The sequence below is a fragment of the Companilactobacillus nuruki genome, assembly GCF_002872255.1.
GTDB lineage: Bacteria > Bacillota > Bacilli > Lactobacillales > Lactobacillaceae > Companilactobacillus > Companilactobacillus nuruki.
Genome location: NZ_NIPR01000021.1, coordinates 47,647 through 64,162 on the forward strand (window position 1 = coordinate 47,647; position 16,516 = coordinate 64,162).

The following is a 16,516-nucleotide window of genomic DNA, read 5'->3' on the forward strand; positions in this document are numbered from 1 at the left end:
GGATTCGAAAGGGTGATAATATGACTAAACATGTTTTTAAAGAACTAAAATTCTACTTTAGAAATGACGATACTTGGACGGTTAGCCACAGTGAAATGAGTGATGTTTGGATTGCTCGTGTAACAACTAGTTATGGACGTATCAAGGGTGGACGTATGCAAGAAATTCATCCATGCAAGCGTTTTAGAATTGAAATTCTTCCTGAAGCTGACTATATTAAGGATACTGATGTTTCTACAGCAGCGATGGCAGATGGAATGTTCAACCGTATTATTAAATATCAAGATATTGAAAAATGTGATATTGTCTTTGAAGATGATCAAGATAAAGAACCAATGCAAATCTACTTCCCATTCAAACAAAAGGATGTCGAAGGTTTAGATAACGCCTATCAATCATCAGCTATTTCAACTAAAACTGGAAATCTTTATATTTCAGTTGATCCGGAGAATACTGTTTACGATATATATAAAGAAGATCTTTAATTTTAAATACGGGACATTAGTTAATTAGTTTTAACTAAGTCCCGTATTTTCTTGAGCGGAGTGGAAAATGGGAAATTTAAAAATAGGAACAACGGTAACTATCAGTGATGAATCAGATGCATTTAAGAATCAAATTGGAACGGTAGTTTACTTTGACAAAAAACGTGATAAAATACTGGTTCGTTTTGGTGGAACACAGCAGCTGTATTATGATTTGGAACAATTGAAACAGTATAGCTGATGTTTTACAATCCTTGATTTACATGTGATAATAATACTTGAAAAGTTACAATATACCTCTATCTATTCGGGTAGAGGAATTTTTTATTTATAGTGGTGAAATAATTGAAAACCTTAAACATAACTAATGCATCGAAATCTTTTGGCGAAAGAACTTTATTTACTGATGTGACTTTTACCATCAACGAGGGCGATCGAATCGGATTGCTAGGTTTAAATGGGACTGGAAAGACAACCCTATTAGACGGAATTGTTAATAATAGCGATTTAAATACAATTGAAATGGAAAAGCCTAAAAACTACAAAATTTCTTATTTAAAGCAGCAACCAGACTTAGATGGTAATTCATCAGTTATTGATGCTGTTTTTAATGGTAGTGGGGAGAAATTTCAATTGATTCGTCAATATGAGAATTCTTTAGCAAGATTTAATGCGAATTCAACTGACGAAAAAGTCCAAAATGAGTTTTTTAAACTTCAGGAGAAAATGAATGCAGCCGAAGCCTGGCAAATGGAATCAGATGTGAAGTCAATTCTAAATAAGCTAGGAATTACGGAATTAGATAAAAAAATCTCTGAACTATCTGGTGGACAACAAAGACGTGTTGCCTTGGCACAAACATTGATTTCAGAGGCAGATTTATTAATTTTAGATGAGCCAACTAACCATTTGGATTATGAGGCGATCGACTGGTTACAGACTTATTTAAGTAAATATAGGGGTTCAGTTCTTTTTGTAACTCATGATCGTTACTTTTTAAATGAGGTTGCAACAAGAATATTTGAAATCGAAAACCGTAATGTGACTGAGTACGACGGTAACTATGAGAAATATTTACAACAAAAAGCTACAAATGAAGAAATTTATGCATCCGTTCAACACCATAAGACACAGCTCTATAAGCAAGAATTACAATGGATGCGTGCGGGTGTAAAGGCTCGTGGAACTAAGCAACAGGCGAGGAAAGACCGTTTCACTGGATTAAAAGAAGATTTGCAAAATAAGCCTGATGTTCAAAAAGAAATGTCTATTGATATTGCACAACAACGCTTGGGAAATGATGTTTTTGATATTAAAGATGCCAGTTTAAAATTTGAAAAACACGTTATTCTTAATAAGTTCAATTATCTTGTTTCCAGAGGAGATAGGATTGGGATTACTGGGTCTAATGGTTCAGGAAAGACTACCCTTTTGAATACAATTGCAGGTCGACTTGAACTAGATTCAGGAATTATTAAAACAGGACAGACAGTTCGTTTGGGATATTATACACAGCATACTCGTGATATGGACCCTGATAAGCGAGTGATTAGGTATCTGGAGTCAATTGGACAAGGCGTTAAGAATAACGATGGGACACATATGTCGGCCTCACAAATGCTTGATACTTTTAAATTTGATCATCAAATGCAAGGGGCCTTTATTAGAGAGTTGTCAGGTGGTGAAAAACGCCGACTTTATCTTTTGGCCATATTAATGGATCAACCGAATGTTTTATTACTTGATGAACCTACTAATAACTTAGATATTGAAACCTTAACGATTTTGGAGAATTATTTAGATAGTTTTAAGGGAACAGTCTTAGCTGTTTCTCATGATCGTTATTTTCTAGATAAAGTAGCTGCTAAACTCTTGATTTTTGAAGGTCAGGGAAAGATTGAAGAGAGTTATGATTCATATTCTGAATATTTACAAAAAGAAACCGAGAAGCAGCAGGCTAAGCATCATGAGATAAAAGAGCAAAAGCATGAAGAAGCAAAGGAAAATAGTGAAATAAAACCAGAACCAAAAAAGAAACTTACGTATGCTGAACAAATGGAATTTGATAAACTAGAACCTAAGATTGAAAAGTTGGATGATGAGTTAGCTGAATTAAAGAAACAACTTAATGACCCATCAAATGATTACGAAAAACTAATGGATTATCAACGTGAACTTGATGAAAAAACTAAAGAATCAGATGAATTAATGGATCGTTGGGAATACTTAGGTCAATTTATTTAGGAGAAAGTTATGCATAACGAACAACAATATTTGGATTTATTGAAATATGTCTTAGAAAATGGTCATAAAAAGGGTGACCGTACAGGAACAGGCACGATAAGTACTTTTGGTTACCAAATGCGCTTTGATTTACAAGAATCTTTCCCTCTATTGACAACTAAAAAAATACCTTTTGGTTTAATCAAAAGTGAATTGTTGTGGTTCTTGCATGGCGATACTAATATTAAGTACTTATTGGAACATAATAACCATATTTGGGATGAATGGGCTTTTAAGAATTATATTGAAAGCTCTGACTATCAAGGACCAGATATGACTGACTTTGGACGTCGCTCTTTAGTTGATGATGAATTTTCAAAAGTTTATAAAATTGAAAAAACTAAATTTGATCAGGCAATTTTAAACGACCCTGAATTTGCTTCTAAATTTGGCAATTTGGGAGATGTCTATGGAGCTCAATGGCGACACTGGCAAAAACGTGATGGTGGATTTATTGATCAAATAAAGAATGTTATTGACCAAATTAAGAAAACCCCTGATTCTCGCCGTTTGATTGTAAGTGCTTGGAATCCCGAGGATGTTCCGACAATGGCTTTACCACCATGTCATACGCTATTTCAGTTTTATGTAAACGATGGTAAATTATCTTGTCAGTTATATCAGAGGTCGGGAGATTTGTTCCTTGGCGTGCCATTTAATATTGCTAGTTACGCATTATTGACTCATTTAATTGCTAGAGAAACCGGCTTAGAAGTTGGAGAATTTATCCATACGCTAGGTGATGCCCATATTTATTCTAATCATATTAAACAGGTAAAAGAGCAATTAAGTAGAACTCCTACCGATGGACCAAAGCTAAGTATTGACGGCAATAAAGATATTTTTGAAATTGATGTTCAAGATATTAAAGTTGAAAATTATAATCCGCAACCTGCTATTAAAGCTCCAGTTGCTGTATAGAGGTGTTTTATGATGATAAGTTTTGTTTGGGCTGAATCAGTTGATCATGTTATCGGTATTGATGGTCACTTGCCATGGAGATTGCCAAATGATATGAAACGATTCAAAGATGTCACGATGGGGCACCCTATTGTTATGGGAAGAAAAACTTATGAAAGTTTTCCTAATGGACCTTTATCGAATCGTTTGAATATTGTTATTTCTCGAAATCCAGATTATCAAGTTGCCAAGGGAGTAATCTTAATAACTAATAAAAAACAATTATCAGATTATGTAAAACCTGACGAAGAGATTATGGTTATTGGCGGTGAAGGAATTTTTAAGCTCTTCACTAACGATGTTGACCGATTGTATGTAACTAAAATTGATCATAAATTTGCTGGAGATACAAAAATGATTAAAATTGACTATAATCAGTTTAATTTAATCGAAAAAAAAGAAGGTATTATGGATGATAAAAATATTTATCCATATACCTTCGAAACCTATCAAAAACATTAACCAACATATAAATAAACTGAGAAGTACATTAGAGCAGTACCGATCATTACAAAGATATGCCAGATAACGTGAATGTAACGTAAGTTCTTCATTAGATATAAGCAAGCCCCTAGTGTGAAGGCGATTCCACCGGCAACTAGTAAAGCAATTCCGATTGATCCGATTGCATGGTAGAGTGGTTTCATAGCAATTATGATGGCCCATCCCATTAGGACATATAGTAAGGTTTCAAAATATTTAAAACGACCAACGTTAAATATTTTATAAAGAATACCGCCAATAGCTAAGGCCCAAATGAAAGCTAGGATACTATATCCAAAAGCTGAATGTAAAGCAATTAAACAATAAGGTGTATAGGTGCCGGCTATCATCAAAAAAATTGAACTGTGATCAAAAATTTGAAAGACGCCTTTTGCTTTGGTGAAGTAGAGACTATGAAATAAAGTTGAACTGAGATATAGGAAAAATAGTGTAAAAGCATAAATGAAATAGGCTGTAATATTCAGAGGGTTTCCTTGATGAAATCCCTTGATCAATAAAAATATTGCACCGATTATTGCTAGTATGATTCCAATTCCGTGAGTCACAGCGCTAAATACTTGATCAGTAATCAAATATGCTCTTGAAAAATTAGTTTTTTTTGACATTATAATGACTCCAATATTTTAATAAAGGTTCATTAGTCATTATAAACAACTAATGGGTTCACAGACAATGACAATATTGTATAATTAATTATTGTTATTGTTTAAGACATATTTATTAATTAAAATTACTGGATATTGTTAATAATTTGGTAATTTATCAAGATTTGTTTGTTATAATTGAAACAATTAAGAACTAAGACCCTATGAAAGAGGGATAAAATGAGTAAAGTAAAAATCCTTACCGATTCGTCGGTGCAATTAACTCCAGAAGAAATAGAAAAATATGATATTAGTGTTGTACCTTTAACAATAAGCATTGATGATAAGACTTATGTAGATGGTGTTGATATTACTAGAGAAGAGTTCGTTAAGGAAATGGACACCTCTAAGGATCTACCTAAGACCTCGCAACCATCAATTGGTACGTTTATGAACGTAATTGATGATATTCCAGCTGACTATACTGACATATTGGCATTAATTATGACACCTGCAATTAGTGGAACAATCAATGCTGCTAGACAAGTAGCAGATATGACTGATCGCAATATGGAAGTCATTGATACAGAGTTTACTGATCGGGCTCAAGCTTTTCAAGTCATTCAGGCTGCCAAAATGGCTCAAGAAGGTAAGTCGGTTGAAGAAATAAAAGCAGCAATTAAGACTTTACGTGATCATACATATCTTTATATGGGTGTAACAAGTATTGAAAACATCCTACGTGGTGGGCGTTTGAGTCGTTTTGCAGGAACCTTATCAACACTTTTGAATATTAATCTAGTTTTAACTCTAAAGAATAATAGTTTGGATATTGCCAAACGTGGCCGTGGCCGCAAAACTATTGAGAGATATATGAATAATGTTATGGAAGAAATTAAGAGCTTAGAAAATATTAAGGCCATTGGAATCTCATATGTTGATAAAATGGATTATGTAAATGAGTTGAAGGAAAAATTAGCAGAAATTGTACCGAATGTACCTTTATTAATTAGAGTAACAAGTCCAGTTATTGCAACTCACGCTGGATCAGGTGCTTTCGCAATTGAATTTTATACAGAGTAAAAGCTGATGAATACATCAGCTTTTTTTTGAAAGATGGAATTAAAAAATGAAGAAAAAAAGTATTTGGATAATAATATTAGTTGTCCTTTTAGTAGCAATTAGTGGTGGAACTTATTATTTTGTTAAAAATAATAATCAGGAAATAAAAGAGACCAAGACAATTAAAAAAATTAAACCCAAGAAGAAAGTAATACCAAAGAAAAAAGCAATTAGTATTGTTGCCATTGGTGATTCATTGACTCAAGGAGTTGGTGATTCAAAATCAGTTGGCGGTGGATATGTTACCCGCTTAACTCAAAAGGTACAGAGAAAGTATAAGGTGAAAACTGAATCGCATAATTATGGTGTTTCAGGTGATACTAGCCAACAAATTATGGCCAGAATTGAATCAGATAAAAATATGCATCAAGATTTGCCAAAGGCGGACATTATAACAGTCACCGTCGGTGGAAATGACTTTATGCATTTATTACAAAGAAAAGGTCTAGATTTAACTGAGGGCAATATTGCTGATGAACAAGTGAAATTTGATAAGCGTTTGAATAAATTATTGACTGATATTAGAAGTTACAATAAAACAGCTCCAATTTATTTAGTCGGTATCTATAATCCTTTTAGTATTTATTTATCTAACGTTAAAAATGCTAAGGTAGCCTTTGTTAATTGGAATAAAGGGTCGGCTAAAGTAGCAAGCAATTTTAACGATATACATTTTGTAGATATTAATAACCTTTACCAGACTAAGAGTATTAATGCTAAAGTTAAAAAAGATGGCGTTAATCCATATCTTTATAAGAAAGATCATTTCCATCCTAATGGGACAGGTTATGATATGATGACGGACAAAATATTTGAACAAGTAAGTGGAACAACGAAGGAGTGGCTTTATAAATAATCATGAAAAGAAATTATTGGAAATATGCATTTATCACTTTAATAGCAATCATTGTATTATGCTTGGGCTTTGTCGGAACAAAAGTAATGAGTTCACCAAGTGATAATTATCAAGTTTCATCCAAGATCACAAATCAAAATGATAAAGTCTTTACAGTTAATATGAACAAGCAGGAAGCCAATAAAATGGCTCAATATTATTTAAAAAATACTTTAAACGATGGGAAAACTGATTATCAATTAATTTTAAAAAAAGATGCTGAATTGACAGGCTCAATTGCATTCTTAGGAGCTAAAATTCACTTTACGATTTTGATGCAACCATATGCAAAAACTAATGGGGATGTTCTTTTGAAAGCAAAAGAAATGAAAATAGGTGATTTATCATTGCCAATTTCTTTTGTTATGAATTATATTAAGAATAGCTTTAAGACTCCTGAGTGGGTAAGCATTGATGGTAAAAGTAAAACTATTTTGTTGAAATTTACTAAATTTACTACTAAAGAAGGATATGGTATTCGAGCAAAGAAGATTGATTTGCAAAATAACAAATTGTCCTTTGAAGTAATGAATAGTAAAATTACCGATAATCAGTAGGAAGGAGCAGATATGAGGCGCAGTTTTTATGAGTTTTTAATGACTCTTCGCAATGCGGAAAGTGTCGAACCTGAAGCAGAGTTTGCGAATAATGCTTTTCATGATTCGTCTTTTCCTAAACATGAGGAAAATTATCAAAAGATTTCTGAATATTTGGAGTTAAACGCCGGTTATTTACCAAGCATGACGATTTTTGATGAAGCATATCAAAAGTATCAAGAAGTAGATAAAAAATAAAAGAAAATAGGTGATGGTAATGGCTTTACAATGGTATCCAGGACACATGAACAAAGCAAAAAACCAAGTACAAGATCGTTTAAAGTTGGTCGATATTGTATTGGAAATTGTTGATGCACGTCTACCTTTCTCGTCCCGAAATCCGGTTTTGGAACAAATAATTGATCAAAAAAAACACATTATCATTTTAAATAAATCTGATTTAGCAGATCCTAAAGTAACAAACGATTGGAAAATCAATTTTCAACAAGAAGGCACTAAGTCGGTCGAGTTGGATGCTAAGCATAATAAAGGTTTGGGACAAATTAAAAGTTTGATTCGTTCAGAGCTAGCGGATAAAATTGCTCGTTATGAAAAAAATGGTGTTCAAAATTATCGTATAAAAGCGATGTGTATCGGTATCCCTAATGTAGGTAAATCTACTATTCTAAATCGTTTAGTGGGTAAGAATGTTGCTATTACAGGAAACAAACCAGGTGTTACCAAAAATCAAAACTGGTTGAAAACAAGTATTGGAATTGATTTATTAGATACGCCTGGTATTCTGTGGCCTAAAATCGATGATCCTAAAGTAGGGATGAAATTGGCCTTATCAGGGGCTATCAAGGATAAAATCTATGCTCCCGATGATGTTGCCATTTATGCTCTAAATTTCCTTGAAACGCACTATATGGATCAATTACAAGAAAGCTATGGTTTGACCAATTCAGATATTTTTAATCATACAACGCCTGAGTTATTAATGGATCTGACAAAGAAGTTTGGATATAAAGAGGATTATGATCGAGCATCAAGACGAATAATCGATGATGTGCGTAAGCTGAAATTAGGGCGTCTAACATTTGATGTTCCTGGGGAATTCTATGAAGAATAAATATACGATTAAAGATGTCAAAAAAATATTATTAAATAATGATTTTGATAAAACTACTATGCAAGAGTTATCGAATGATACTCGTACAGGGGTTAAAAAATTATTAGAACAATATTATAAAATTCAAACAAGACATCAAGAATTAATCGATAAATTTCATCGAAAAGAATTCCTAGAGAGACCTTTTTGGGATAATAATCAATTTGTTGCTGGGGTTGATGAAGTTGGCAGGGGACCGTTGGCTGGACCAGTCGTTACAGCTGCGGTTATTTTGCCGTCTAATAATACCCTTTATGAAGTGGATGATTCCAAAAAATTATCGCGAAGTAAGCGTGAAGAACTCTATAAACAAATCTGTGATCAAGCAATTGATATTAGTGTGGCCGTTGGTTCTTCTAAATTAATTGACACTGAAAATATTTATCATGCTACTGAACTAACAATGCGCGATTCTATTAATCGTCTCTATTTAAAGCCAGACCATATTTTAGTTGATGCAATGACTATACCAGTTGATATTGAACAAACTAAATTGATTAAAGGTGATGCTAAATCATTAAGTATTGGGGCCGCCAGTATTGTAGCCAAAGTTTCTCGAGATCGTCTTATGACAATGTATGGTAAGATTTATCCAGAGTTTAACTTTGAACAAAATGATGGTTATGGAACTAAACAACATTTACAAGCTTTGGATAAAGTTGGACGTACTAAGATCCATCGTTTGAGTTTCTCGCCAGTTAAAAAAATTAATAAATTGTATTAAATCAGAACATCACTTCCGTAATTTCTTATAAGGGAGTGATGTTTTTATTATGACAAAATTAACGGAATTTTTAGTGCAATGCAACAGAACAGGATTAGTTTCTAATCAAATAATGCTAAAAATTATAAAATTATCAATAAATAGTGCTAATCTAAAGAGTGAAACTTTTAATTTGTTAAAAAATGAATTAGGTTTAGAAAAATTTACTCAGTTTCTTCTATTATTAAGACATCAAAATGATGTAGCTATTCAGGCCATTAATTTTTTGGATTCGGCCTATCCGCAGATTTTAAGGAATATCTATAATCCACCAGCACTCTTGTATTTTTCCGGTAATATTGCTTTACTTAAAACTGAATGTATTTCTATAATCGGAGCTAGACAGGCGACAAATTATAGTTTTCGTTGCATTGGTGGCCTTGTCCCACGCTTAGTAAATCGTTATACTATTGTGAGCGGAATGGCTATGGGAGCGGATACTTTTGCTCATAGGCACACACTAAATAATCAGGGAAATACAATTGCGGTTATAGGCAGTGGCTTAGATATTGCTTATCCAAAAGAAAATCTTGATTTGCAGCATCAAATTATGAATAATGGTTTGGTAATCAGTGAGTATCCACCACATACTAATATACAGCGACAACATTTTCCGGCACGGAATCGGATTATTGCCGGATTGAGTAAAAAAATTATTGTTACTGAAGCAAGAAAAAGAAGTGGGGCCTTGATAACTGCTGATTTGGCTCTGGAGAATGGTCGTGAGGTTTTTGCCATTCCTGGCCAAGTTGATAATTCTTTGTCGGTTGGTTGTAACAAATTAATTGAACAAGGGGCTACTCCGCTGATTGACTTTAATAGTTTATAAACTTAAGATGTCATTTAAATATTGTATTTGAATTGACAAAATGAAAATCTGTGATTAATATATTGACAGTTTTAATTGATCCATTGGAAAGGAGCACTTTACGTGCCATCAACAAAGCAAAAGAACTTGGTGATCGTTGAATCACCTTCAAAAGCAAAAACAATTGAAAAGTACTTGGGACGTAATTATCACGTGGTAGCAAGTTTAGGTCATGTTAGAGATTTGCCTAAGAGTCAAATGGGCGTTGACATTGACCATGACTATGAACCTAGATATATTTCCATTCGTGGTAAGGGTCCTGTAATTAAGGATTTAAAAAAAGAAGCAAAAAAAGCTAAAAGAGTTTATCTGGCAGCCGATCCGGATCGTGAAGGAGAGGCTATTGCCTGGCACGTATCACATTTATTAGGATTAGATGAAGATGGCAAAAATCGAGTCGTTTTCAATGAAATTACTAAAGATACGGTTAAACAGGCGTTTAAGAGTCCACGTTCAATTGATATGAACTTGGTAGATGCTCAACAAGCCAGACGTGTTTTAGATCGGTTAGTTGGTTATTCGATTTCCCCAATTCTTTGGGCTAAAGTTAAAAAAGGCCTCAGTGCCGGACGTGTTCAATCAATCGCTTTGAAATTGGTTATTGAGCGTGAAAATGATATTAAGAAGTTTGTTCCTGAAGAATATTGGACAATTGAGTCCACATTTAAGCACGGCAGGGATAAATTTAAAGCTAATTTTTATGGTTTAGACGGTAAAAAAGCTGAATTAAAGAATAATGATGAAGTGCAATCAGTTCTTGGTAAAATCGATAAGAAAAAAGATTTCACTATTGACAAAGTTACTAAAAAAGAACGTAAGCGTATGCCTGCAGCACCGTTTACAACCAGTTCTTTGCAACAAGAAGCCAACAAGCGTTTGAATTTTAAAACTAGAAAAACTATGATGATTGCTCAACAACTTTATGAAGGAATCAATTTGGGACGTAAGGAAGGTACTGTAGGTTTAATTACTTATATGCGTACTGATTCCAAACGTATTTCTAAGGTTGCCGAAGCAGATGCCTCGAAGTTTATTCATGAAGAGTACGGTGAACCTTATGCAATCGTTAAAGAACGTAAGGATAAAAACCAAGAAGGTGCTCAGGATGCCCATGAGGCTATCCGTCCTTCATCAGTTTTTAGAACACCGGCATCATTAAAAGATATTCTTAGCCGTGATCAATTTCGTTTATACAGTTTGATTTGGTCAAGATTTGTTGCCAGTCAAATGACACCAGCCGTTTTTGACACAATGACAGTTGATCTTTCACAAAATGGTGTAATGTTCAGAGCTAATGGTTCTAAGATTAAATTTGAAGGTTACCGTAAGGTTTATCAAAGTACCTCTGATACATTGAAAAAAGATAATATCTTACCTGAATTGAGTGAAGGTGACAGTGCTAAGTTACAGACAAATGATCCGGCTCAACACTTTACACAACCACCAGCAAGATTTACCGAAGCATCTTTAGTTAAAGCGCTGGAAGAAAATGGTGTTGGTCGTCCATCAACTTATGCACCAACGATTGATACCATTCAACGTCGTTATTACGTTAAATTAAATGGTAAGAGTTTTGAGCCTACTGAATTGGGCGAGATCGTTGACAATTTAATTCAAGATTATTTCCCAGATATTGTTAATATCGACTTTACAGCTCATTTGGAAGATGAATTAGATAATATTGAAGAAGGCAAAGAGAATTGGGTCAAAGTTGTTGATCGTTACTACAAACCCTTTGCCAAAGAGCTAGAATCCGCTGAAGATAAGATTGAGAAAGTTCAAATTAAAGACGAACCTGCGGGCATGGATTGTGATATCTGTGGTGCACCAATGGTTATTAAAATGGGACGTTATGGTAAATTTTATGCCTGTTCACGTTTCCCAGAATGTCGTAATACTAAACCAATCGTTAAAGAGATCGGTGTGATTTGTCCTAAATGTAAAAAAGGACAAGTTATTGAAAGAAAATCTAAAAAGAATCGTATCTTTTATGGTTGTTCTAGATATCCTGATTGTGATTTTGTTTCATGGGATAAACCGATTGGACGTGATTGTCCAAAAGATGGTCATTACTTAGTTGAAAAGAAAGTTAAGGGTGGTCGTCAAATAATCTGTCCAAATGGAGATTATGAAGAGGATATTCAAAAATAAATGATAGAACAAGAATTAATCGATAAATTTGTTGATAATTTAATGGTTAATCATCATTACTCGAAAGAAACAAAAAAATCTTATCTTGAGGATATTGATAATTTTGTTTCTTTTTTAGAACAAAATGGTGGATTTAAAGGTTTTACACCGATTACAAGAATCGATGTAGAAACTTATTTAACCTACTTAGATGAAAAAGATTATGCTGATGAAACTATTGCTAGAAGAATTTCTGCTTTGCGATCATTTTATAATTTTTTGGTCAAAAATAAATTCATTAAGGCTAATCCGTTTGATTTAGTACAGTTACGCCATAAGGGGCGAAAGTTGCCTCATTTTTTCTATGAAAAAGAGATGACTCAATTATTTGAAGCCGTTGAGGGTGATGATCCACTTTCTCAACGAAATTCTGCTTTGTTAGAGTTACTATATGCTACTGGCATGCGAGTTAGTGAGTGTGCTAATCTATTGTTAGATCAATTGGACTTCTCTAATGAAATCGTTTTAATACATGGTAAGGGTGACAAGGATCGCTACGTCCCTTTTGGAAGCTATGCTAAAAGTTCATTAGAGACTTACTTTGATCAGGGCAGAAAAACTTTAATGGATAGGAATCATCAAGAACATCAGTATGTTTTTGTTAATAATCGTGGCAAAAATTTGACCAGTCGAGGAATTGAATATATTTTAAATCAAGTAATTAAGAAAACTAGCTTGACATCTGACATTCATCCGCATATGATACGTCATACCTTTGCCACACATATGTTAGATCATGGTGCAGACTTGAGAACGGTACAAGAACTATTAGGACACTCTAGTTTATCGACTACTCAAATTTACACTCATGTGACAATGGAACATCTACAAAAAGACTATAAAAAATATTTTCCAAGATAGGAAGGTAATTAAATGACTACAATCGTTGCTGTTAAGCATGATGACCATACTGCTATTGCAGGGGATGGCCAAGTAACAATGGGTGAGAAGTACATCATGAAGGGTACTGCTCACAAAGTAAGAAGAATTTATGATGACAAAGTAATTATTGGTTTTGCTGGTGGTGTTGCTGATGCCATCACTTTGCAAGACTGGCTTGAGAAGAAGCTCAAGGCCTATTCTGGCAATTTAAAACGTGCGGCCGTAGAATTAGCCCAAGATTGGCGCAAAGACCCTACATTGCAAAAATTGGAAGCACTCTTGATTGCTATGGATAAGGATAATTTGTTACTTATTTCCGGTAGTGGAGAGGTTATTGAACCAGATGAGGATGTTGTAGCTATTGGATCAGGTGGTAACTTTGCTCAAGCTGCTGCTATTGCCATGCAACGTCATTCAAAAGATATGGACGCACAACAAATCGCTGTCGAAGCAATTAAAATTGCATCAAGTATTGATATTTTTACTAATGAAAATATTATTTCCGATAAATTTTAGAGTGGAGAATAGTAAATAAATGGACACATTAACACCAAAACAAATTGTTGCTCAATTGGACAACTATATTATTGGTCAAACAGACGCTAAAAAAGCTGTGGCGATTGCCTTGTATAATCGCTATCGTCGTATGCAAGTACCAAAGAAATTACAACAAGAAATTACCCCTAAGAATTTAATGATGATTGGACCTACTGGTGTTGGTAAGACAGAAATTGCCAGAAGATTGGCCAAAGTGGTCAATGCACCTTTTGTTAAGGTTGAGGCAACTAAGTTTACTGAGGTAGGTTATGTGGGCCGTGATGTTGAATCAATGGTTCGTGACTTGGTTAGCGTAGCTGTTTCCATGGTGGAAAAAGAAAAATTTGACGAAATTAGACCAGAAGTTCGTCGAGATGTTGATAAAAAATTGGTTAAGTTATTAGCACCAGGTGTAAAAAAAGAACAAAAACAAAATAACAATGATTTTATGAGCATGCTTAATAGTATGCAAAATGGCGGTCAAGGATTAGGTAATATTTTTAATAATGCTGATACAGTTGATGAAGACCCTGATGCTAATTCGGATGTAACTGATGAAGTTCGTGATCAACGTTTATCAGTCAAAGAGCAACTTGATAAAGGGTTACTTGAAGACGAAGAGGTAACTATCAAGGTTGAAGAATCCAAAAAGGTTGGTCCTATGGATGATCAAATGGGGCAAATGGGTCTCGATATGTCAGGGATGATGGATTCTTTGATGCCTAAAAAGACTATTACTAGAACTTTGCCTGTTAAAGAAGCTCGTGAATTATTGATTCAACAAGAATCTCAAAAACGAGTTGATCACGATGAGATTTATCAAAGTGCGATTGAGAAAACTCAAAACAACGGTATTATCTTTATTGATGAGTTTGATAAAATTGCTGCTGGCGATAAGAAGACTTCAGGCGAGGTTTCCCGTGAAGGGGTTCAACGTGATATTTTACCTATTGTTGAAGGTTCAAGAATCAATACAAAGTATGGTCCAGTGGATACAGATCATATTCTATTTATTGCTTCAGGAGCCTTTGCAGAAAGTAAACCTAGTGATTTGATTGCTGAATTACAAGGACGTTTTCCAATTCGTGTCGAATTGAATGATCTAACAGAAGATGATTTCATTCAAATTTTGACTAAACCTGATAATGCTTTAACCAAACAATATGTTGCGCTTACACGCGCTGATGGCATACATTTAACTTTTACTAAAGAATCAGTTGAAGAGATTGCAAAAATTGCTTTTGAATTGAATAATAGTAATCAGAATATTGGTGCTAGACGTCTTTCTACTGTCTTGGAAAAGATTTTGGCAGATATTCTGTATGAGGGTCCAGATATGCAAATGGGCGATATTACTATTACACGTGAATATGTCCACGAACAAGTTGGTAAAATTGCTCAAGATCAGGACCTTTCACGTTACATTCTTTAGGGGGAAAAACATGACAGTTTATCAATTGAAGAACGACTATTTAACAGTGAAAATTAATTCACTGGGTGCTGAATTAAACAGCATCAAGAATAATGAAGATTCAGAATTTATCTGGCAGGCTGATAAGAACGTTTGGGGTAGACACGCTCCAGTATTGTTCCCAATCGTTGGACGCTTAAAAGATGACCATTACTTTGTTGACGGTAAAGAATATAAAATGACCCAACATGGATTTGCACGTGATCAAGAATTTTCTCTTGATTCACAAACTGATTCTAAGTTGGTTTTGGCTTTGGAAACTAGTGAAGCTAGTCTTGAGAAGTATCCATATCATTTTAAGTTACGTATCGTTTATCAATTAGTTAAGGATACAGTTCAAATTTCTTATTTAGTTGACAGTATGGAAGAATCAGAAGATATGTACTTCTCAATTGGTGCACATCCTGGTTTCGAAGTGCCTTTTGATAAGGGATTAAAGTTTGAAGATTATAAGGTTGCTGTTGATCCAGCTGAAACAAGAACTCATATTCCAATTGACAACCATCTAATTAATTTAGATGGCGAAAAGAAAGTTGAAAACCAAAATTTTGATATGACTCGTGATTACTTTGTTGACGATGCTGTAGTTTATCGTTTAAATGAACCAGCAGAGGTTACAATTTCAAGTGATAAATCAGATCATAAGCTAACCCTTGATACGGGTAATGCTAAATTCTTCGGTATGTGGTCAACATATCCTGATGAGAATGGCAAGTTTATGTGTATCGAACCTTGGTGGGGACTTGCAGATAAGACCGATAGTGATAATGACTTTAAGAATAAATATGCTATTAACAAATTGGCTCCTAAGGAACAATTTGAAGCATATTTCTCAATCAGTGTGAAATAACCTTACGGCTTTTCGTAAATTTAAATAGTTTTATGTACACTTAAAGCCCCAACGTTCTTAGCGAATGTTGAGGCTTTATTTTTTTATATTTTTAAAGTGATCTGTAGGTAAGCACCTAATAACGTAAGCACCTAATAACTGACCGTATTGAAAAATAAAAAATCATCCGTACTCTCATTTGAGAATGCGGATGATTTTGTGTGTTCATTTATGCGGCGATTTTTTGATTATCTTCGTTAGTCGTTTTCAATCGTGATGATTTAAAGTTCCACGGTAAATAGGCTTCTAGTTCCTCTGGTTTCAAGAATGTTGGAAGCTGTGAGATATTTTTTAATAAAAATGTTAAATATTCAGCTGAATTACTTCTATTGCCCTTCGCTGATTCACTCAGCGTCATCCAACTTGCATTGGTATT

Annotated in this window: 18 protein-coding genes and 1 pseudogene; 17 read left to right on the top strand and 2 right to left on the bottom strand. The window is 34.1% G+C overall.

What is annotated here, in order from left to right; translation table 11 throughout:
* Window positions 1–20: 20 nt before the first annotated feature.
* From CBP76_RS06815 to CBP76_RS06830, 5 genes are all read left to right on the top strand, one after another.
* Entirely contained in the window at window positions 21–485 is a 465-nt protein-coding gene (locus CBP76_RS06815; protein ID WP_102196182.1) for a hypothetical protein, read from the top strand.
* 67 nt (window positions 486–552) lie between these two features.
* On the top strand, window positions 553–726 hold the full coding sequence (locus CBP76_RS13175) for a hypothetical protein (protein WP_166667212.1): 174 nt from the start codon (window positions 553–555) through the stop codon (window positions 724–726).
* Window positions 727–830: 104 nt separating this feature from the next.
* A complete protein-coding gene (locus CBP76_RS06820) occupies window positions 831–2,729 on the top strand; it encodes an ABC-F family ATP-binding cassette domain-containing protein (protein WP_102196183.1) in 1,899 nt (632 codons plus the stop codon).
* Between the two features lie 9 nt (window positions 2,730–2,738).
* Window positions 2,739–3,689: a thymidylate synthase gene (locus CBP76_RS06825; protein ID WP_102196184.1), complete on the top strand. Its 951-nt coding sequence runs from the start codon at window positions 2,739–2,741 to the stop codon at window positions 3,687–3,689.
* Between the two features lie 9 nt (window positions 3,690–3,698).
* The gene (locus tag CBP76_RS06830) at window positions 3,699–4,190 is read left to right on the top strand and encodes a dihydrofolate reductase (protein ID WP_102196185.1); all 492 of its coding nucleotides are present in this window, start codon (window positions 3,699–3,701) and stop codon (window positions 4,188–4,190) included.
* Here the strand turns inward: CBP76_RS06830 and trhA are convergent.
* On the bottom strand, window positions 4,187–4,837 hold the full coding sequence (gene trhA / locus CBP76_RS06835; protein WP_102196186.1) for a PAQR family membrane homeostasis protein TrhA: 651 nt from the start codon (window positions 4,835–4,837) through the stop codon (window positions 4,187–4,189). The genes CBP76_RS06830 and trhA overlap by 4 nt on opposite strands.
* 219 nt (window positions 4,838–5,056) lie before the next feature.
* On the opposite strand from trhA, the gene CBP76_RS06840 reads away from it, so the two are divergent.
* The 12 genes from CBP76_RS06840 (at window position 5,057) to CBP76_RS06895 (ending at window position 16,101) form a co-directional block, all read left to right on the top strand.
* Complete coding sequence (locus CBP76_RS06840) at window positions 5,057–5,899, top strand: DegV family protein (protein ID WP_102196187.1); 843 nt, start codon at window positions 5,057–5,059, stop codon at window positions 5,897–5,899.
* Between the two features lie 46 nt (window positions 5,900–5,945).
* Window positions 5,946–6,794: a DUF459 domain-containing protein gene (locus tag CBP76_RS06845; protein ID WP_102196188.1), complete on the top strand. Its 849-nt coding sequence runs from the start codon at window positions 5,946–5,948 to the stop codon at window positions 6,792–6,794.
* 2 nt (window positions 6,795–6,796) lie between these two features.
* A complete protein-coding gene (locus CBP76_RS06850) occupies window positions 6,797–7,390 on the top strand; it encodes a YpmS family protein (protein ID WP_245865661.1) in 594 nt (197 codons plus the stop codon).
* Between the two features lie 12 nt (window positions 7,391–7,402).
* Window positions 7,403–7,627 carry a YozE family protein gene (locus tag CBP76_RS06855; RefSeq protein ID WP_102196190.1) on the top strand — a complete coding sequence of 75 codons (225 nt, stop codon included), beginning with the start codon at window positions 7,403–7,405 and terminating at the stop codon, window positions 7,625–7,627.
* Between the two features lie 19 nt (window positions 7,628–7,646).
* Window positions 7,647–8,501 (top strand): ribosome biogenesis GTPase YlqF, encoded by an 855-nt coding sequence (ylqF, locus tag CBP76_RS06860; RefSeq protein ID WP_102196191.1) that lies wholly within the window; start codon window positions 7,647–7,649, stop codon window positions 8,499–8,501.
* Entirely contained in the window at window positions 8,491–9,264 is a 774-nt protein-coding gene (locus CBP76_RS06865) for a ribonuclease HII (protein WP_102196192.1), read from the top strand. The genes ylqF and CBP76_RS06865 overlap by 11 nt, the downstream gene beginning before the upstream one ends.
* 49 nt (window positions 9,265–9,313) lie before the next feature.
* Entirely contained in the window at window positions 9,314–10,132 is an 819-nt protein-coding gene (gene dprA, locus CBP76_RS06870; RefSeq protein ID WP_102196193.1) for a DNA-processing protein DprA, read from the top strand.
* Between the two features lie 102 nt (window positions 10,133–10,234).
* Entirely contained in the window at window positions 10,235–12,322 is a 2,088-nt protein-coding gene (topA, locus tag CBP76_RS06875; RefSeq protein WP_102196194.1) for a type I DNA topoisomerase, read from the top strand.
* Window positions 12,323–13,222, top strand: coding sequence for a tyrosine recombinase XerC (gene xerC / locus CBP76_RS06880; RefSeq protein WP_102196195.1), 900 nt, complete (start codon window positions 12,323–12,325; stop codon window positions 13,220–13,222).
* A gap of 12 nt (window positions 13,223–13,234) precedes the next feature.
* On the top strand, window positions 13,235–13,759 hold the full coding sequence (hslV, locus tag CBP76_RS06885; protein ID WP_102196196.1) for an HslVU peptidase proteolytic subunit: 525 nt from the start codon (window positions 13,235–13,237) through the stop codon (window positions 13,757–13,759).
* Between the two features lie 19 nt (window positions 13,760–13,778).
* Complete coding sequence (hslU, locus tag CBP76_RS06890) at window positions 13,779–15,212, top strand: ATP-dependent protease ATPase subunit HslU (protein ID WP_102196197.1); 1,434 nt, start codon at window positions 13,779–13,781, stop codon at window positions 15,210–15,212.
* A 10-nt stretch (window positions 15,213–15,222) separates the two neighbouring features.
* Window positions 15,223–16,101, top strand: coding sequence for an aldose 1-epimerase family protein (locus CBP76_RS06895; RefSeq protein WP_102196198.1), 879 nt, complete (start codon window positions 15,223–15,225; stop codon window positions 16,099–16,101).
* Between the two features lie 208 nt (window positions 16,102–16,309).
* Here the strand turns inward: CBP76_RS06895 and CBP76_RS06900 are convergent.
* A pseudogene (locus CBP76_RS06900) lies at window positions 16,310–16,516 on the bottom strand (hypothetical protein); the annotation flags it as partial.